The organism is Roseospira visakhapatnamensis (genome assembly GCF_014197915.1).
In the GTDB taxonomy this organism is placed as follows: domain Bacteria; phylum Pseudomonadota; class Alphaproteobacteria; order Rhodospirillales; family Rhodospirillaceae; genus Rhodospira; species Rhodospira visakhapatnamensis.
Map to the genome: position 1 here is coordinate 45,061 of NZ_JACIGK010000023.1, position 18,073 is coordinate 63,133.

14 protein-coding genes are annotated in these 18,073 nt (G+C 69.7%); 9 read left to right on the top strand and 5 right to left on the bottom strand.

Annotation, left to right across the window (positions count from 1 at the left end):
• Window positions 1-5: 5 nt before the first annotated feature.
• From meaB to hflK, 4 genes are all read right to left on the bottom strand, one after another.
• Window positions 6-962, bottom strand: a complete 957-nt coding sequence (meaB, locus tag GGD89_RS14190) for a methylmalonyl Co-A mutase-associated GTPase MeaB (protein WP_184046405.1) — start codon at window positions 960-962, stop codon at window positions 6-8.
• Window positions 963-1,132: 170 nt separating this feature from the next.
• The gene (locus tag GGD89_RS14195; protein ID WP_184046408.1) at window positions 1,133-1,987 is read right to left on the bottom strand and encodes a transposase family protein; all 855 of its coding nucleotides are present in this window, start codon (window positions 1,985-1,987) and stop codon (window positions 1,133-1,135) included.
• Between the two features lie 203 nt (window positions 1,988-2,190).
• A complete protein-coding gene (gene hflC, locus GGD89_RS14200) occupies window positions 2,191-3,099 on the bottom strand; it encodes a protease modulator HflC (protein WP_184046410.1) in 909 nt (302 codons plus the stop codon).
• Complete coding sequence (gene hflK / locus GGD89_RS14205) at window positions 3,096-4,298, bottom strand: FtsH protease activity modulator HflK (RefSeq protein ID WP_184046412.1); 1,203 nt, start codon at window positions 4,296-4,298, stop codon at window positions 3,096-3,098. Before hflK ends, hflC begins: the two co-directional genes overlap by 4 nt.
• Before the next feature lie 279 nt (window positions 4,299-4,577).
• On the opposite strand from hflK, the gene GGD89_RS14210 reads away from it, so the two are divergent.
• The 9 genes from GGD89_RS14210 to GGD89_RS14250 all read left to right on the top strand — a co-directional run bounded on the left by GGD89_RS14210 (window position 4,578) and on the right by GGD89_RS14250 (window position 16,299).
• The gene (locus GGD89_RS14210) at window positions 4,578-5,750 is read left to right on the top strand and encodes an Mrp/NBP35 family ATP-binding protein (protein WP_184046414.1); all 1,173 of its coding nucleotides are present in this window, start codon (window positions 4,578-4,580) and stop codon (window positions 5,748-5,750) included.
• A gap of 484 nt (window positions 5,751-6,234) precedes the next feature.
• A complete protein-coding gene (locus GGD89_RS14215) occupies window positions 6,235-8,304 on the top strand; it encodes a transporter substrate-binding domain-containing protein (RefSeq protein ID WP_184046416.1) in 2,070 nt (689 codons plus the stop codon).
• A 218-nt stretch (window positions 8,305-8,522) separates the two neighbouring features.
• Window positions 8,523-9,686: a type VI secretion system protein TssA gene (tssA, locus tag GGD89_RS14220; RefSeq protein WP_184046470.1), complete on the top strand. Its 1,164-nt coding sequence runs from the start codon at window positions 8,523-8,525 to the stop codon at window positions 9,684-9,686.
• A 186-nt stretch (window positions 9,687-9,872) separates the two neighbouring features.
• Window positions 9,873-10,400 (top strand): type VI secretion system contractile sheath small subunit, encoded by a 528-nt coding sequence (gene tssB / locus GGD89_RS14225; protein ID WP_184046418.1) that lies wholly within the window; start codon window positions 9,873-9,875, stop codon window positions 10,398-10,400.
• A 2-nt stretch (window positions 10,401-10,402) separates the two neighbouring features.
• Window positions 10,403-11,911, top strand: coding sequence for a type VI secretion system contractile sheath large subunit (tssC, locus tag GGD89_RS14230; protein ID WP_221238477.1), 1,509 nt, complete (start codon window positions 10,403-10,405; stop codon window positions 11,909-11,911).
• A 115-nt stretch (window positions 11,912-12,026) separates the two neighbouring features.
• Window positions 12,027-13,811 (top strand): type VI secretion system contractile sheath large subunit, encoded by a 1,785-nt coding sequence (tssC, locus tag GGD89_RS14235; RefSeq protein WP_184046420.1) that lies wholly within the window; start codon window positions 12,027-12,029, stop codon window positions 13,809-13,811.
• Window positions 13,812-13,941: 130 nt separating this feature from the next.
• On the top strand, window positions 13,942-14,910 hold the full coding sequence (gene thyX / locus GGD89_RS14240) for an FAD-dependent thymidylate synthase (RefSeq protein WP_184046422.1): 969 nt from the start codon (window positions 13,942-13,944) through the stop codon (window positions 14,908-14,910).
• Window positions 14,911-14,988: 78 nt separating this feature from the next.
• Entirely contained in the window at window positions 14,989-15,975 is a 987-nt protein-coding gene (locus GGD89_RS14245) for a sodium-dependent bicarbonate transport family permease (protein ID WP_184046424.1), read from the top strand.
• A 15-nt stretch (window positions 15,976-15,990) separates the two neighbouring features.
• Window positions 15,991-16,299 (top strand): DUF190 domain-containing protein, encoded by a 309-nt coding sequence (locus GGD89_RS14250; protein WP_184046426.1) that lies wholly within the window; start codon window positions 15,991-15,993, stop codon window positions 16,297-16,299.
• A gap of 101 nt (window positions 16,300-16,400) precedes the next feature.
• Here the strand turns inward: GGD89_RS14250 and GGD89_RS14255 are convergent, their stop codons facing one another.
• Window positions 16,401-17,981 (bottom strand): BCCT family transporter, encoded by a 1,581-nt coding sequence (locus tag GGD89_RS14255; RefSeq protein WP_184046428.1) that lies wholly within the window; start codon window positions 17,979-17,981, stop codon window positions 16,401-16,403.
• Window positions 17,982-18,073: the final 92 nt, after the last annotated feature.

An 18,073-nucleotide genomic window follows, 5' to 3' on the forward strand; every position in this document is an offset into this window, starting at 1 on the left:
CGCGCTCACGCCCTGGCGGACAGCCGCGCGGTGATATCGGCGAAGCGGTTGAAGGGGCACTCACCACGCCCGAGCGTCAGGACGCCGGCCCGGCGCGCGCCGTCGCGGCCGAAGCGTTCGCGCACGAATTCCAGAAGCCAGCCCTCGGCCTGGGCCTGACGGAGGTCGGTCCGGCGGTCCTCCGTATCCAGCCACGCGGCGTGGGCGTCGACGGCCCCCATCATCTCCTCCAGGCCCTGCTGGCGGCTGGCCGAGACCGTCAGCACCGGAATGTCCCAGTCGCTCCAGGCCACCGCCAGGCTCAGCGCCCCGGTCACGTCGCCCCGGGCGCGCTCGGCGGCGGGTCCCATGTCGGCCTTGGTGACCACCACGATGTGCGGAATCTCCGAGATGCCGGCCTTCATGAACTGCAGGCTGTCGCCGGACCCGGGCTGGACGCAGAACACCACGGTGTCCGCCACGCCCACGATCTCGGTTTCCGACTGGCCGACGCCCACCGACTCGATCAGCACCACGTCGTAGAGCGCCCGCATGAGCACCATGGCCGCCGTGGTCAGGCCGGCCAGCCCGCCCAGATGGTCGCGCGCCGCCATGGAGCGCACGAACACCCCCTGGTCGTCGGGGTCGTTGCGCAGCCGCGTGCGGTCGCCCAGTAGCGCGCCGCCGGTGCGCCGCGACGAGGGATCGACGGCGATCACCCCCACGGTCTGCCCGCGCCCGCGCCAGGCGGCGATCAGGCTGTTGACCAGGGTGGACTTGCCCACCCCCGGCGGACCGGTGATGCCCACCACATGGGCGCGGGGCGCGGCGTGCGCGGCGCTCAGCAGGTCGGCGGTGGGGGCGCTGTCCGGCTGACTCTCCAGGGTCGCCAGGGCGCGGGCCAGGGCCACCTTGCCGCCGGCCTTGACATCGTCCAGCGCAAGCCCGTCCAGGGCGGCGGTCGGGGTCTCAGGTTCGGCCATATTGGGGAAACTCCCGAAAAAAAGGGGCACGGATGAAACGACCGGCAGCAGGGCATGATCGATGGTCGTGTTTAGGGTCTCTCACGAGCCTCAGTCAACGCATGCGCCGATGATCGCCAGGGCTATCGCGATTGAGCAACCTGAAGGATGGAAATTCGGCCTGAGGTCCCTCAGTCATCCCGGTTTTCCATGTTGATGTAGACGCGGTCGGTGGTGGCCCAGTCCTCGTCGATCTCGGCCAGGACGGCGGTGACGAGGCGCAGCAGTGAGGCCTCGTTTGGGAAGACGCGGACCTTCTTGGTCCGGCGCTTGATCTCCTGCTGCACGGCCCGCTCGATTGGGTTCGATGTCCGCATGCGGCGGCGGTGCGGCTTCGGCAGGGTGAAGACGGCGAGGCCCTCGGGGACGTTCGCCTCCAGCCACTCGGCGAGCTTCGGCGCGGCCTTGCGGACCTCGACGTGACCATGATGGGCGTCCGTGGTCTCGGCCCCCGGCAGATCCGTGGTCTCGGCCCCCGGCAGATCGGCCGCCACGTCGGGCGCGGCGAAGGACCCGGCGACCATCTCGTGCAGGGCGGGCCGGTTGGACTTCAGCCGGACCAGATAGTCGCCACCGCGCTCCAGGACGATCCGGGCCGTCTCGCCCTGGCAGTGGAGGGCGTCGGCCGTCACCAGTTGCCCGCTGAGATCAAGACACTCCGGCACCGCCCGCGCCGCCACGATCTCGCTGGCGCCGCCCGCCCCAAGATCGTCCAAGAACCGGGCGAACGCCGCCGAGAAGGCCCGCGGGTCCAGACGTCGGAAGACCCGCGAGAAGGTGTCGTGGCTCGGCACCCCGTGCTTCAACGTCAGAACCTCGCCAAACAGAGCCTCGCGATCGATCGCGAAATCCTCGAAATCCGAGCAGTCCTCGGCGCCGCAGATCGAGGCCACCAGCGCCATCGTCAGAATCTCAAGAAGATCGTGCCGGGCATCGGGCGCCCGTGGGTCGGGGACGTCGCCCAACGCTTCAAGGAACCAGGACATGGGGCCTCCCGCCTGAGGCAAGGGCGTCCCCTACAGACTCCATGTCACGCTCGACCGCCACCCCGATTTCTCAAATGCGAGTCCCCTGGCGCGCCGGGACGGCACGGCCGGTCGGCCGGTCCGGGGCGTCGGGAGCATGCGAAACGGGGCGCCCGAAGGGACGCCCCGCCGCATGGGACAGACCATGCCCGCCGGTTCGCGCGTTACCGCGCGCCGGACTGGGTCTCCGAGGCCGGCGTGATATCGATCCCCGACATGTCGCCGAAGAAGCGGAAGAAGTCGCTGTCCGGGGACAGCACCATGGTGGTGCTGCCGTCCGCCAGGGACTTCCGGTAGGCTTCCATGGACCGGTAGAAGGCGAAGAACTGCGGATCACGGCCGAACGACTCGGCATAGATGCGGATGGCCTCGGCGTCGCCCTGACCCCGAATGGTCTGGGCGCGGTTCTCGGCCTCGGCGATGATCACCGTTCTTTCGCGCTCCGCGCGGGCGCGGATCTGCTGCGCCAGTTCTCCACCCTGGGCGCGGGCCTCGCGGGCCTCGCGCTCGCGTTCGGAGCGGATGCGCTCGTAAATCGCCTGGCTGGTCTGGGTGGGCAGGTCGGCGCGCCGGATGCGGACGTCGGTCACGGCGATGCCCAGGGACGCTGCCTCCCCGTCCACCTGGGCGCGGATCTGGGCCATCAACTCGGTGCGCTGCTCGGACAGCAACTGCGTCAGGGTGTAGTTGCCGAGCACCCGGCGCAGCGCCGAGATGATGATGTCGGACAGGCGTTGCTGGGCGTTCACCTCCCTATTGACCGCCTGATAGAAGCGCACCGGATCGCTGATGCGCCAGCGGGTATAGGTGTCCACCACCACGCGCTTCTGGTCGGCCAGGATGACCTCCTCACCCGGGGGGTCGGAGCCCAGGACGCGCTTTTCGTACACCACCACGTTCTGGATGAACGGCAGCTTCCAGCTCAGGCCCGGCGTGTCGACGACCCGCTGCGGATTGCCGAACTGCATGACGATGACCTGTTCGGTCTCGCGGACCACGAACAGCGCACTGGCGGCGACGATGGCCAGGAGGAAGACGGCGACGGCCACGCCGATGAGAATGATCTTGTTCATTGGCTGGCCCTCCCCTGGGCGTTCGTCGACACGCCGGGCGTGGACGTCCGCCCCTGCGCGCCGTCACGACCGGCGGTCGATCCCTCGGTCAGGCGCCGCTGCACCTCCGGCAACGGCAGGTAGGGCACCACGCCGGGGCCGCCCTCGGTGCCCAGGATCACCTTGTTCACGTTGCCCAGGACCTCTTCCATGGTCTCCAGATAGATCCGCTGCGTCGTCACGTCCTTGGCGGCGCTGTAGGCCTGATAGACGGCGTCGAAGCGGGACGCGTCACCCTCGGCGCGGTTGACGATCTCCTCGCGATACGCCTCGGCCTCCTGAAGAAGCTGTTCGCCCTGGCCGCGTGCTTCCGGAATGATGGCGTTGCGGTAGGCTTCGGCGTTGTTGCGCAGGCGCTCGCGGTCGGCGCGGGCCCGCTGCACATCGTTGAAGGCGTCCACCACCTCGGCGGGCGGGTCGGCCTTCAGCAACTGCACGCGGCGGACGGCGATGCCGGCCTTGTACTCGTCGAGCAGGGACTGGAGCATATCCTTGGTGCGGATCTCGATCTCCTGACGGCCTTCGGTCAGCGCCACCTGGATGGGCGTCTGGCCGATGACCTCGCGCATGGCGCTCTCGGCGGCCATCTGCACGGCGAGTTGCGGGTCGCGCAGGTTGAACAGGAAGTCGGGCGCGTCATTGATCACCCAGACCACCGAGAAGTCGATGTCGATGATGTTCTCGTCGCCCGTCAGCATCAGGCTTTCGGCGGCCACGTCGCGTCGCGCGTCGCTGGTGCCACCGACCTGACGGAAACCGAGGACGATGCGGTTCTCTCGCGTGACCTTGGGCTTGATCACGGTTTCGATCGGATAGGGCAGGTGGTAGTGCAGACCGGGGCCGGTATCGTATACGTACTGACCGAACCGGAGCACCACGCCCTGTTCATCCACCTGGACCCGGTAAAACCCGGTCAGGCCCCACAACATCAAAAGCACCACGGCGATCAAGCCGAGCGCCTTGGGGCCCAGGTTCTTGGGCATGATGTGGCGCATGCGCTCCTGGCCGCGCCGGAGCATATCCTCCAGGTCGGGGGGTGGGGGGCGCGGACCACCGCCAGTGGGGCCGGTCCCACGGCCCCAGGGGCCGCCGCCCCCATTGCCGCCGCCACCACCCCAGGGACCTCCGCCTCCGCCTCCGCCTTGCGGGTTCCATGCCATTGAAGACCGTCCTTCCGCTTCTAAGTGCCTTGGCAAGGGAGCCGCCGGACGCCTACCCTCTGCGCCCCGCCCGCCGCCTCGCGCCGAGGACGCCGTTGGGCCGACCGGCTCTCCCGCTGATGTCCAGAAGATCGTTGGCCCTTATACGGCAAGCGCCAGACCGGAGCAACGTGGGGGGGAGGCGCGCGGACGGGACCTTCGCGAGCGTCGATCCCCCCGGGCGCTCCGCGCGATCGGCGGACCCCCGGCATATCGGAACACCACAGGAGTTTTGCAAGCATGGCCCCCCCTTCCAAGGATGACCTGTCCAAGGACAGCGTGACCCAGGAGTCCGTTCTGGAGACGCTGCGTGGTCTACGCGACCCCAAGACCGGGGGGGATCCCGTCTCCCAGGGGTGGGTCGCGGGGCTGTCGCTGGCCGACGGCGCCGTCACCGTCGCCCTGGACGTGCCGCCGGACCTCGGACCGCAACTGGAGCCGCTGCGGCGCGAGGCCGAGGCCCGGTTGAGCGCCCTGCCGGGCGTGAACGCCTGCACGGTGGTGTTGACCGCCCAGCGTCCGGCGGCGGCCCCGGCCGGGCGCGGCGGTCACGGCCCCAATCACGGTCAAGGTCAGGGCCACGGCGGCGGCGGCAAGGGCACCGGCATCGCCCCCCCGGGGGTGCGGCACATCATCGCCGTGGCCTCGGGCAAGGGCGGCGTGGGCAAGTCCACCACCGCCGTCAACCTGGCCCTGGGCCTGGCCGGCCAGGGCTTGCGCGTGGGGCTGTTCGACGCCGATATCTTTGGACCCTCCATCCCGCGCATGCTCGGTCTGGCGGGCGAGCGGCCGGAGGTCGTCAAGGATCGCCTGCAGCCGTTGCGGGCGCACGGCCTGGCGGTGATGTCCATCGGCTTCCTGGTGGAGGAAGACGAGCCCGTGGTCTGGCGCGGCCCCATGGTCATGGGGGCGCTGGAGCAGTTGTTGCGGGACGTCGACTGGGGGGACCTGGATGTGATGGTCGTGGACATGCCGCCCGGCACGGGCGACACCCAGTTGACCATGAGCCAGCGGGTGACCCTGGCTGGCGCCGTCATCGTCTCGACCCCGCAGGACATCGCGCTGCTGGACGCCCGCAAGGGGCTGGCCATGTTCCGGCGGGTGAACGTGCCGATCCTCGGGCTGATCGAGAACATGAGCTATTACGTCTGTCCCAACTGCGGCCACCGGGAGGAGGTGTTCGCCCACGGCGGGGCGCGGCGCACCGCCGAGGAGATGGACTGTCCCTTCCTGGGCGACATCCCCCTGGACATGCGGATTCGCGTACAGTCCGACGCCGGGCGCCCCATCGTCGTCGCCGAGCCCGACGGGCCGCACGCGGCCGCCTATCGCGCCATCGCCGCGCGCGTGGCCGAGGCGCTGGAGGCGCCGGCCGCGGCGGCCGACCAGGGGCCGACCATCCGATTTACCTGAGCGGTCGCCGGGCTGGAGAGGAGCAGTCGGTCTCGGGCGGCCTCTGTGTCCCGGCAGGCTGCGATCGGCGCCCGGAACCAGACGGGATCGTCACACAAGAGCGATGCTCGCCAAAGTGGCGAACCGGGCTTTCTTGACTTTAATACGGGAGGGAGTCCGGACGGCACCGTGGACGATGGGTCACGCCACCCCACCCCACCCCATCGTCCGAGCCCGCGGCGGCCGCCATGAGAACCGCTGGGAGGGGATCGGGTCGGTTGCTCGCTTTTGACGATGGCGCTACCATCGACCCTTCGGTCGCTCCGGACCGTTTGCACCCCATAGGGTGGCTCACGATCCCGGAATGTTGGAGCCAGCGCCCGTGTGCGCCTCATCATCCCAGCCCGTCCGGTCGAGTGGTCCGGCGGGCCTCCGGGCCGGTTCGCCGGCGACACGGGGGCGCGTCGGCCGGCGCGCCGGTTCGGGCGAGCCGCTGGCGTGGTTCGTGAGGAAACGGGCGCCGCTGGCCGTGATGGGCGCGGTCGCGGCCTTCATGGTGTGCGAACCGGTCCCGGGGACGGACCAGGGGGCCGCCCTCGCGGCCGCGGCCGAACCGCTGCGGGTCGGCATCGCGCCCGACTATCCCCCGTTCACCGTCCTGGACGGCCACGACCAGCCGGCCGGGTTCGCGATGGATCTGGTGGACGCGGTGTCCGGCGTGATGGACCGGGAGGTCGCGATCCGGACCCGTCCCTGGCATGCCCTGCTGCGCGACATGCGGGCCGGGCGCCTGGACGTGCTGCCGGTCGTCGGCATCTCTCCGACCCGCGCGACCTACCTGGACTTCACCATCCCCGTGGCCACCGGCCAGGGCGCGGTGTTCGTGGCCGATGGTGGCCCGGCGCTGCGCGGCGAGGCGGATCTGGCCGGCCTGCGCATCGGCGTGATGCGCGAGGAGATCGTGCACGATCGCGCGCGGGGCCGCGCCTGGAGCACGGCCCTGGTGCCCTTTCCGGGCCTGGAGGGGGCCTTCCGGTGCCTGGCCGAGCGCCGCTGCGACGCGGTGGTGGCGCCCCGGCTGCAAGGCGTGATGCTGGCGCGCCGGCTGGGCCTGTCCGAGGTCATCCGGCCGGCCGATCTGGTGCTGGAGGACTTCGCGCTCGACTACGCGATGGCGGTGCGCAAGGGCGATTACGCCCTGCTGGCGCGCCTCAACGACGGCCTGGCGGTGGTGCTGGCCGACGGTACCCTGCGGCGCTTGAACGCGCGCTGGCTGCCGCCGGTGCACGCGGATCCGGGCGTGCCGCTTCTGCCGGTGCTGCTCGCCGGCGGGGCCGGCCTGCTGCTGTTCGGGACCGTGGTCGCGGTCCTGGTCCGCCGGCAGCGAAATCTGCACCGCGTGGCGACCCGGCGTCACCAGGACCTGCGGCGGGAACGCGAGCGGCGGCGCAGCGCCGACGCCGAGGCCGCCGCCATCCTGCGCGTGCTGCCGGACATGGTGCTGCGGCTGGACGCCGATGGCCGCTACGTGAGCGGCCACGACCCCGGCGGTCTGGCCGGAATGCCGGTCGAGGACATGCTCGGCCAGGTGATCGAGGAGGTGTTGCCGGAAGACATCGCCGTGCGCCTGCGGGTCTCCCTGGCGCTGGTGGCGGACACCGGCGACATCCAGACCCTGGACTACGACCTGACGCTGCCCGAGGTGGGCCATCGCTGGTTCCAGGCCCGGCTGGCGCCATTCTCGACCGGAGGGGCCGTGATGGTGGTCCGCGACGTTACGGCGGCCCGCCGGCGCGCCGACCAACTTGCCCGCGCGGCGGCGGCCATCGCCAGCGCCAGCGCCGCCAAGTCCCGCTTCCTGGCGACCATGAGTCACGAACTGCGAACACCGCTGAACGCGATCATCGGCTTTTCGCAGATGATGGACGAAGAGGTGTTCGGCCCGCTGGGGGCATCCCAGTACCAGGGCTACGCCCGTGACATCCAGAGCGCCGGGCAGTCGCTGCTGACCCTGATCTCGGGTGTCATGGACATGGCCCAGGTGGAATCCGGGCGCATGATCCTGACCGAGACGGAGGTGGACCTGGGCGCCGTCGCGGCCCACCGCGTGGCGCTGGCCCGTCCCGGCGCGGTGGCGATCGACGCCCGCGTGGACATGGAGCCGCCGGCCGCGCCGGTGATCGTGCGCGCCGACGCGGGGCTGGTGCAGCGCATGGTGGAGAGCCTGGTCTCCAACGCCGTTCGGTTCTCGCCGGGCGGATCGGTGCGGGTCGCTGTGGGTCGGCTGGAGAGCGGCGCCAGCGAGGTCGTGGTGGCCGACACCGGCATGGGCATGACCGAGGACCAACTGGCCCACCTCGGCGAGCCCTTCTACCAGGCCAGTCCTCTCGTCGCCCGTGACTCCGGCGGCTTCGGTCTGGGGGTAACCCTGGTGCGCGAGATGATCGCCCTGCATGGGGGGGAACTGCGCTACGACAGCCGCCCCGGCGCCGGCACCATGGCTCGTCTGCTGTTTCCGCCCGAGCGGTCGGTCACGGTCGCCCCCGACGGCCGGCACCTGCGCGTGGTGCACTGAGCTCCGCCGCGATGCCGGGATCCCGGCGTCGGCGACCGGTGCGAAGGATGGCGCGGTTTTCATATCGTTTCGGTGCGCGGAGGTCTTGGTGGAGTCGCCAAGTCGGGTTAGCATGATCGCGTGCACCCGGCCTCGCCGCTGGCACCCGCCCCGGACGCCCCCCATGGACGCCCCGAAACGGACGCGTCTCCATGGCAGCCTCAAGGATCGCCGCCGCCATGAGTTCGCCGCCGGTGCTTGACCTGGAGACCCTGCTGGCCCCGATCGCCGAGGACCAGCCCACGGGGACGGACATTCGCGAGGATGCCTCGCCGACGTCGCCCTACTATGCCCTCAAGGACGCCCGCAACGCCGCCCGCGCCGCCGAACGTCAGGTGGTCGACGCGGGTGAGGACGAGTCCTCCAGTCTGGCGCGGGAGTGGCGCGACATCCTGACGCTGGCGCCCGAGGTGCTGACCACCCGCACCAAGGATCTGGAGGTCTGCGCCTGGCTGATCGAGGCCCTGGTGCGCGGCCAGGGGTTCGCCGGGCTGCGCGACGGTTGCGCGCTGGTGACCGGCCTGGTGGACCGCTACTGGGACGACCTGCACCCCATGCCCGACGAGGACGGCCTGGAAATGCGCCTCGCGGCCCTGGCCGGCCTGAACGGCGAGGGGGCCGACGGGACCCTCGTCATGCCGCTGCGCAAGGTTCCGCTGGTGGCCGGCAACGGCGAGATCCTGGCGCACTGGCACTTCGAACAGGCGAGCGAACTGGCCAAGGTCGCCGACGAGGAACGCCGCCAGCGCCGGATCGAGGACGGCGCGGTCACCATGGACCGCATCGAGGCGGCGGCCGCCGATACGCCCGCCGACCTGATCGTCACCACCATGGCCGATCTGAACGAGGCCCAGGACGCCTACGCCGCCATGATCGCCGCCCTGGACGACAAGGCCGGGGCCGAGGCGCCGCCCGGGGGCACCATCCGGTCCGTCCTGGAGACCGTCAAGGATACGCTGTCCTACCTGGGGCGCGACGCGATGGCGGCGTCCGGGGAGGGCACGCCGGCCTCGGACGCGGTCGCCACCCCCGCCGAGGACGGCGCCGTGACGGAGGCGACGGCCGGCACCATCACGGTGTCGCGGCCGGCGGTGCAGTCGGGGGCCATCGCCTCCCGCGACGACGCGTTCCGCGAACTGCTGAAGATCGCCAAGTTCTTCCGGGAGACCGAACCCCATTCGCCGCTGTCCTACACGCTGGAGGAACTGGTGCGGCGGGGGCGCATGCCGTTGCCGGAGTTGCTGGAGGAACTGATCAAGGACGAGGAGGCGCGCAAGCTGTTCTACGTCACCGCCGGCCTGAAGCCGCCGGAGCAGGCGTCCGATTCGTCGTCGGGCTGGTAGGGGCGTTCCGGGGACACACGCCGCGTTGGGATGGTCGCTCTCGGCGAGACCGTGGGCCAGCCTCGGACGCCGCAACGGTCGGTCGCCCTGGCCGGTGGCACAAGGGGCCGGACCGGGGCGCGCGCCGGCGTGGTCCGGCACGGGGGGCCAAAGACAAGACTCTAACCAAGATGGGGAGTGCCAAGGATGGCCAGTGTCCATGACAAGCTGAACCGGGTTCGCAAACCCCGGGTCCACATCTCCTACGAGGTGGAGACCGAGGGGGCCATGGTGCAGAAGGAACTGCCCTTTGTGGTGGGCGTTCTGGGAGACTTCTCCGGAGATCCCACGGAACCGCTGAAACCCATGAAGGATCGCAAGTTCATCCAGATCGACCGCGACAACTTCAACGACGTGATGACACGCATGACGCCGGGCCTGAAGTTCAAGGTCGAGAATACCCTGGCCGACGACGGCAGCGAAATGGCCATGGACCTGAAGTTCAACCGCATCGAGGACTTCGAGCCCGGCGCCGTGGTCAACCAGGTGGACCCGTTGCGCAAGATGCTGGAGACGCGCAACCAGCTCCGCGATCTGCTGAGCAAGGTGGACCGCTCCGAGGACCTGGAGGCGCTGCTGGAGCGGGTGCTCCAGAACAGCGAGGATCTCGACAAGCTGAAGGCCGACCTGGGCCTTGAGGCCGGCGGCGGCGACGCGGCGAAGAAGGAGGACTGATCTTGGCAGCGGATACAGAGACCCAAGCCGCCGGCGCCGCCGGGGCCACCGAAACCGCCGAGGCGGACAGCCTCTCCCTGCTGGACCAGGCCATCGCCGCCACGCGCCAGACCGAACCCGATCGCGCCCAGGAGCTGCTCAAGACCCTGACCGAACAGGCCCTGGCCGGCACGGTGACCTTCGACAAGAATCTGGCGCAGACCATCAACAAGGCCATCGCCGCCATCGACCAGAAGATGTCGCGGCAACTGGCGGCGGTCATGCAGCATCCCAAGTTCGCCAAGCTGGAAGGCACCTGGCGCGGGCTGCATTACCTGGTCATGAACTCGGAAACCAGCGCGCAGCTCAAGCTCCGCGTGATGAACGCGCCCAAGAAGGATCTGGCCAAGGATCTGTCGCGGGCCGTCGAGTTCGACCAAAGCCAGTTGTTCAAGAAGATCTACGAAAACGAGTTCGGGACCCCGGGCGGCGAACCCTATGGCGCGCTCATCGGTGACTACGAATTCACCAACCACCCCGAGGACCTGGAGATGCTCACCAACATCTCCAACGTGTCGGCGGCGGCCTTCGCGCCGTTCATCTCCGCCGCCGCCCCGGGCATGTTCGGCTTCGAGTCCTACGAGGACATGTCGAAGCCGCGCGACATGGAAAAGATCTTCGAGAGCATCGAATACGCCAAGTGGCGCAGCTTCCGCGAAAGCGAGGACAGCCGCTTCGTGACCATGACCCTGCCGCGTACGCTCGCGCGCCTGCCCTACGGCGGGGCCACCAAGGCGATCGAGGAATTCGGCTACGAGGAAGCGCCCCTGGATCCGAACTCCCTGAAGACCCTGCCCATGAAGAACGATCAGTTCTGCTGGATGAACTCGGCCTACGTCATGGGCGCCCGTCTGACCGACGCCTTCGCCCAGTACGGCTGGTGCACCGCCATTCGCGGCGCCGAGGGCGGCGGCAAGGTCACCAACCTGCCCAGCTACACCTTCGTCTCCGACGACGGCGACGTGGACCAGCAATGCCCGACCGAGATCGGCATCACCGACCGGCGCGAGGCGGAGCTGTCCAAGCTGGGCTTCCTGCCGTTGTGCCACTACAAGAGCACGGACTATGCCGTCTTCTTCGGCGCCCAGACCACCCAGAAGCCGAAGAAGTACGACCGGCCGGAGGCCACGGCCAACGCCGCCATCTCGGCCCGCCTGCCCTACATCATGGCCACCTCGCGCTTCGCCCATTACCTGAAGGTGATGGCGCGCGACAAGATCGGGTCCTTCATGGAGGCGTCGGACTGCGAGGCCTGGCTGAACCGCTGGATCTCCAACTACGTCAACGGCGACGCGACGGCCGGGCAGGACATGAAGGCCCGCTATCCGCTCGCCGAGGCCAAGGTTCAGGTGCGCGAGATCCCGGGCGCGCCGGGCAGCTACAACGCCGTGGCCTGGATGCGGCCATGGTTGCAGATGGAGGAACTGACCACCTCCATGCGCATGGTGGCCCGCATTCCGCAGATGGGGTGATGATGGGCCTTGAGGGGGCCTTGATCGGCGGCGGGCCGGCCCATGGGGGTCGGCCCGTCCCGGAGGCGCCGGGATGGGCCGGAGCGCGTCACCCCGCACCATGGGATCCGGCCGGATGAGTGAGCAGACACCCGATCCGGACGACACCCGCTTCACCACCCGGGGCGACGAGGACACCGTGGTGGTCACGCGGCGTCCCCCGGACACGCCGCAGCCCTCCGCCTTTGACCTGACCGCGCCGCCGGATCCGGATACGGCCGCGCCGCCCGATGACCCCGACGCCATCGTGCCGGCCACCGCCGCCCGGGCGCGGGCCACGCCGGCCGTGACCGACCCGGACCGGCCGGCCCCGCCGCGTCCGCGCCTGCCGGCCCTGGACGCGCTGCTCGACGGCCCCCCCGTGGGCGGCCTGGAGCCGCTGCGCCGCACGGTGGTGGACCAGGCCCTCGGACGCGCCGACCCCGACCCGCTGGACCGGTTCCTGGCCGCCGACGACGTCGGCATGGGCCTGCTGCGCTGGTTCGGGGGGGCGCTCTTCCATGCCGTGCGGGCCGGGGGCGCCGCCGCCATCCGCTCGGCCCTGGATCGCGACATCGCCGCCCTGGACGGCCTGTTGAGCGACCAGGTGGACGCCATCCTGCATCATCCCCGGGTCCAGTCCCTGGAGGCGGCGTGGCGCGGCCTGCGCTACCTGGCCGAACAGGCCGACGGGCGCGAACAGGTCGTCCTCCGGCTGCTGCCCTGCCGCTGGACCGAGATCGCCCGCGACCTGGAACGGGCCATCGAGTTCGATCAAAGCGCTCTGTTCGACAAGATATACAACCAGGAATTCGGCATGCCCGGCGGCAAGCCCTTCGGCCTGCTGCTGATCCTGCACGCCGTCCAGCACCGCCCCACGCGCGACCACCCCCACGACGACGTCAGTGTCCTCAAGGCCCTGTCCCAGGTGGCGGCGGCGGCCTTCGCGCCGGTCATCCTGGCCGCCCGGCCGGCGCTACTGGGGCTGGAGGACTATTCCGACCTCGCTCAGCCCATCGACATCGCCCGTCCGTTCGGGGGCGCGGACTACGCCCGTTGGCGCGCCTTCCAGCGCACCGAGGACAGCCGGTTCGTCGGTGTCTGCCTGCCGCGCATCCTGATGCGCGAGCCCTGGCGCGACGACGGCACACGGGCCGACGGCTTCCGCTATGCCGAGGGGCGGCGCGGCCTGCGCGCGCGGGACCACCTGTGGGGACATCCCGGCTTCGCCTTCGCCGCCGTCCTGATCCGCGCCTTCGACTCGTACGGATGGTTCGCCGACATCCGCGGCTCCCGTCGTGACGAGATCGCCGGCGGCCTGGTCACCGGCCTGCCCACGCCCGCGTTCCGCACCGACGCGCCGGGCATCGCCCTCCGCCCGTCTCTGGAGGTCAGCATCGCCGATCGCCAGGAAAACGTGCTGACGGACCTGGGGTTGATCCCGCTGCTGCCGGCGCGGTTCACCCGCTATTCGGTGTTTTACGGCAATGCTTCGACCCGCGCCGTGGACCCCATGGAAACCCTGGTGGCGACCATGAACCACCGGCTGTCGTCCATGCTGCAATACATCTTCTGTGTCAGCCGCTTTTCGCATTTCATCAAGGTGATCGGTCGCGACCGGGTGGGCTCCTTCACCACGCCGGAAGACTGCGAGCGCTTCCTTCAGGACTGGCTGATGGGCTATTGCCTGGGCAACGACGACGCCAGCCTGGACCAGAAGGCCCGCTATCCCTTGCGCGAGGCCAGCGTGCGGGTGCGCGAGGTGCCCGGCAAGCCCGGCGCGTTCGCCTGTGTCACCCACCTGAAGCCGCATTTCCAGCTGGATCAGGTGGTCACCAGCTTCCGCCTGACCACGGAACTGGCGCCCCCCGACCGGCGGTGAGGGGGGCGGGGCGCGCCCCGCGGCGGCGCTTCTCCGCTGGCCGCGCGCCCCCGACAGGTCTCTTCTGTGCGGCGGCGAGCCGGGCTATGGTGCGCGTCCGTGTCACACGCCTTGCCCGGATTCCCAGCCCATGCCCGAGTCCACCACCGCCGCCGTCCTCGACCCCGCCCTGCTGGCCGAGATCGAGGCCTTGCGCGCCACCACCAGCGCCACGCGCCGCGCCACCGTACAGGCCATGGAGGACATTCTCCATGTGCCGTTTCCGGTGCTGGACCGGGGGTTCATCCGGGTGGTGGACTACATGGGCGACGATGGCGCCATCGTCCAGGCGGCGCGGGTCTCGTACGGGCGCGGCACCCGCCAGGTGCGCGAGGACCGGGGCCTGATTCGCTACCTCATGCGTCACCGTCACACCACGCCGTTCGAGATGGCGGAAATCAAGCTGCACGTGAAGCTGCCGATCTTCGTGGCCCGGCAGTGGATCCGCCACCGCACCGCGAACGTCAACGAGTACTCGGCGCGTTACTCGGTTCTGGATCGGGAGTTCTACATCCCCGCGCCGGAACACCTGGCGGCGCAATCCTCGGACAATCGCCAGGGGCGCGAGGGGGTGTTGACGGGCGACGAAGCGGCCGAGGTGCTGGACATCCTGCGCGGGGATGCGCTGCGCTGCCATGCCAACTACGACCGCATGCTGAACGCCGAGGGACCGGACCACGATCCGGCGCGCCAGGGGCTGGCGCGGGAACTGGCGCGCATGAACCTCACCCTCAACACCTATACGCAGTGGTACTGGAAGATCGATCTGCACAACTTCCTGCACTTCGTGTCGTTGCGCGCCGACGATCACGCCCAATATGAGATCCGCGTTTACGCGCAGGTGATGAGCGATCTTCTGGAGCGTTGGGTGCCGCTGACCGCCGAGGCGTTCCAGGACTACCGGGTGGGTGGCCTGGTGCTGTCGCGCCCGGCCCTGGCGGTGGTGCGCAAGGCCCTGGCGGGCGAGGCCGTGGTCCAGGCGGACAGCGGCCTCTCGCCGCGCGAGTGGCGCGAGCTTTGGGGGGTCCTCGGTGAGGAGCCACCCGCCAGCGCCGGTTAACGATCCGGGCCGGCGCGATCCTGCCGGGGAGCGTCGGCGCTTCTTCCCGCTTTCCCACGACGCCGAGGATGTTCACCAATGACCGATCTGCTCTCGCTGGCCGTTGGAAACCTCTTGTCCGCGCCAGTGTTGTTCTTCGCCCTCGGGCTGGCGGCCGGTTTCGCCCGCTCCGACCTGACCATTCCCGACCCGATCGCCAAGGGACTGTCGCTCTACCTGATGCTGGCCATCGGCTTCAAGGGCGGCGCGGTGATGGCCGAGCACGGCCTGTCGACCCTGCTGCTGGCCACGCTGGCGGCCGGGTTCGTCCTCAGCGCGGTGATGCCCCTGGTGGCGTTCGGCTGCCTGCGCGCCACCACCCGCCTGGAACGGCACGACGCGGCCGCCGTGGCGGCGCACTACGGATCCATCAGCCTGGTGACCTTCGTCACCGCGACCCTGATGCTGGAGCGCATGGGCACCGGCGCCGAGGGTTTCATGGTGGCCACGGCGGCGGTCATGGAGACGCCGGCCATCCTGGTGGGGCTGTGGCTGGCCAACCGCGGCGCGGTGGCCAAGGGCCGGACGGACGACCACGGAGACGGCGACCTGTGGCGCGAGATCTTCCTCAACGGCAGCGTGGTCGTGCTGGTGGGCGCCTTCTTCATCGGCTGGATCACCGGTCCCGACGGCAAGCTGGCGCTGGCGCCATTCATCGTCGGCCCGTTCACCGGCGTTCTGTGCTTCTTCCTGCTGGACATGGGCTTGGTGACCGCGCGCCGCTTCCGCGAGGCCCGGGGCATGTCGCCGGCGGTCATCGGCTTCGGCCTGTACATGCCGGTGATCGGGGCCGCGGCCGGGCTGGCGGCGGGCTGGCTGGTGGGGCTGTCGCCGGGGGGGGTGGCGCTGCTCATGGTGCTGGCGGCCAGCGCGTCCTATATCGCCGTGCCGGCGGCCATGCGGCTGGCGCTGCCCCGCGCCAACCCCGCGCTCTATCTGACGCTGTCGCTGGGCGTCACGTTCCCGTTCAACCTGGCGATCGGGATCCCAGCGTACCATTACATCGCCCTGGCCATCGCCGGATGAACGGAGACCGACGCCATGGAAACGTTCACGCGCAAGAAAGTGGAAATGTTCATCGAGCGGCCGCTGTTGCGCCGCGCGCTGGCGGTCATTCGTCAGAGCGGGGCGACCGGCTACACCGTGCTGCCGACCCTGGAGGGTCATGGCCAGGAGGGCGGTTGGCAAGACGGCGTGCCGGTGGATGCCCAGACCATGGTGCAGGTGGTGGTGATCACCTCTGACGAGCGGGCCGACGCCATCATGGAGGGCATCGCGGCGATCATCCAGACATGGCGCGGGGTCATCTGCGCCTACGACGTCCAGGTGCTGCGCCGCGAGCGGTTCTGACGCCGACGCGGCGCGGGGCCCTGGGGTCCCCCTGCCCCTGGGCTCTCCTTGGCCCCCCGGGTCCCTGGTCCTGACGCGTCGGGACCAGGGCCGGGCCGGCCTCAGCCCTTGCCGATCACGTACTTGCGCTCGTGCGACAGGCCCAGGTATAGGGTCACGCACATGGCCAGCAGGACCAGCGTGAAGGGCAGGCCCACGGTCACGGACGCCGCCTGCAGGGCCTTGAGCGCGCTCGCGCCGCCCACGAACAGCAGCACGGCGGCGATCACGCCTTCCATCACCGCCCAGAAGATGCGCTGCGGCACCGGCGCGTCCAGCTTGCCGCCGGCGGTGATGCTGTCGATCACCAGCGAGCCGGAATCCGACGACGTGATGAAGAACACCAGCACCAGGCAGATGGCCACGAACGACGTGATCGAGGCCAGCGGCAGCGACGCCAGCATCTGGAACATGGCCTGGGATTCGTCGTTGCCGAGGCCGTTGGCCAGGGCGCCGATGCCTTGCTGAACCTGCTCCAGGCCGCTTCCGCCGAACACGGTCATCCAGACGATGGTGACCAGGGTGGGCACCAGCAGCACGGCGACGATGAACTGACGCACGGTGCGGCCCCGGGAGACCCGGGCGATGAACATGCCGACGAACGGCGACCAGGAGATCCACCAGGCCCAGTAGAACACCGTCCAGCCGTGCATGAAGGCTTCGTCCTCGCGGCCGAACCACAGGCTCAGGGGGACGATCGTCTGGACATAGGCGACGGTCGTCGACCACAGGCCGTTGACCAGGGCGAGCGTGGACCCGGTGAGGAACACGAACAGCAGCAGCATGATGGCCATCACCATGTTGATATTGCTGAGCACCTTGACGCCGCCGTCGAGGCCGCGCACCACCGAGATCACGGCCACCGACGTGACGGCGACGATGATGGCGATCTGGGTGTTGATGTCGGCCGGGATGCCGAACAGGAACTCCAGGCCGCCGGCCGCCTGCCGGGCGCCCAGGCCCAGCGAGGTGGCCAGGCCGAAGATGGTGGCCAGCACCGCGACCACGTCGATCGTGTTGCCGAACCAGCCCCAGGACCGGTCCTGCACCAGCGGGTAGAAGGCCGAGCGCACGGTCAGCGGCAGGCCCTTGTTGTAGGCGAAGAAGGCCAGCGACAGGCCGACCACGGCGTAGATGGCCCAGGGGTGCAGGCCCCAGTGAAACATGGTCGCGCCCATGGCGGTGCCGGTCGCCTCGGGCGTGTTCGGCAGCACGTTCAGGGGGGTGTGATACCAGCCGGTGTAATAGGCCACCGGTTCCGCGACGCTCCAGAACATCAGGCCGATCCCCATGCCGGCGGCGAACAGCATGGCGAACCAGGAGGTCAGCGTGAAGTCCGGCCTGGCATCCTCACCGCCCAGGCGCACGCTGCCCACGGGCAGCACGACGAGCATCAGGCAGAAGATCACGAAGATGTTGCCGGCGCCGAGAAACAGCCAGTCGAAGGTGTTGATCGACCAGGTTCGGGCGCCCTCGAAGGCGACCTTGGCCTCTTCGGGCATCATCAGGGTGCCGACGACGAACATCAGGATCAGGGCGGCGGACACCCCGAACACGGGGTTGTGGATGTCCATCCCCATGGCCTGGATGTTGTCCTGTCCGACCTCGTAGTCGGTGTCGTAGAGAGTTTCCGGTGGTGTCATGGATCTGTGTTCTCCGTGTACGACCGTTCGCCCCGGTCGACACAAGAACGGACAGGGTGTGTCGATCGGCCGGTGTGACGGCGCCGGCGCCG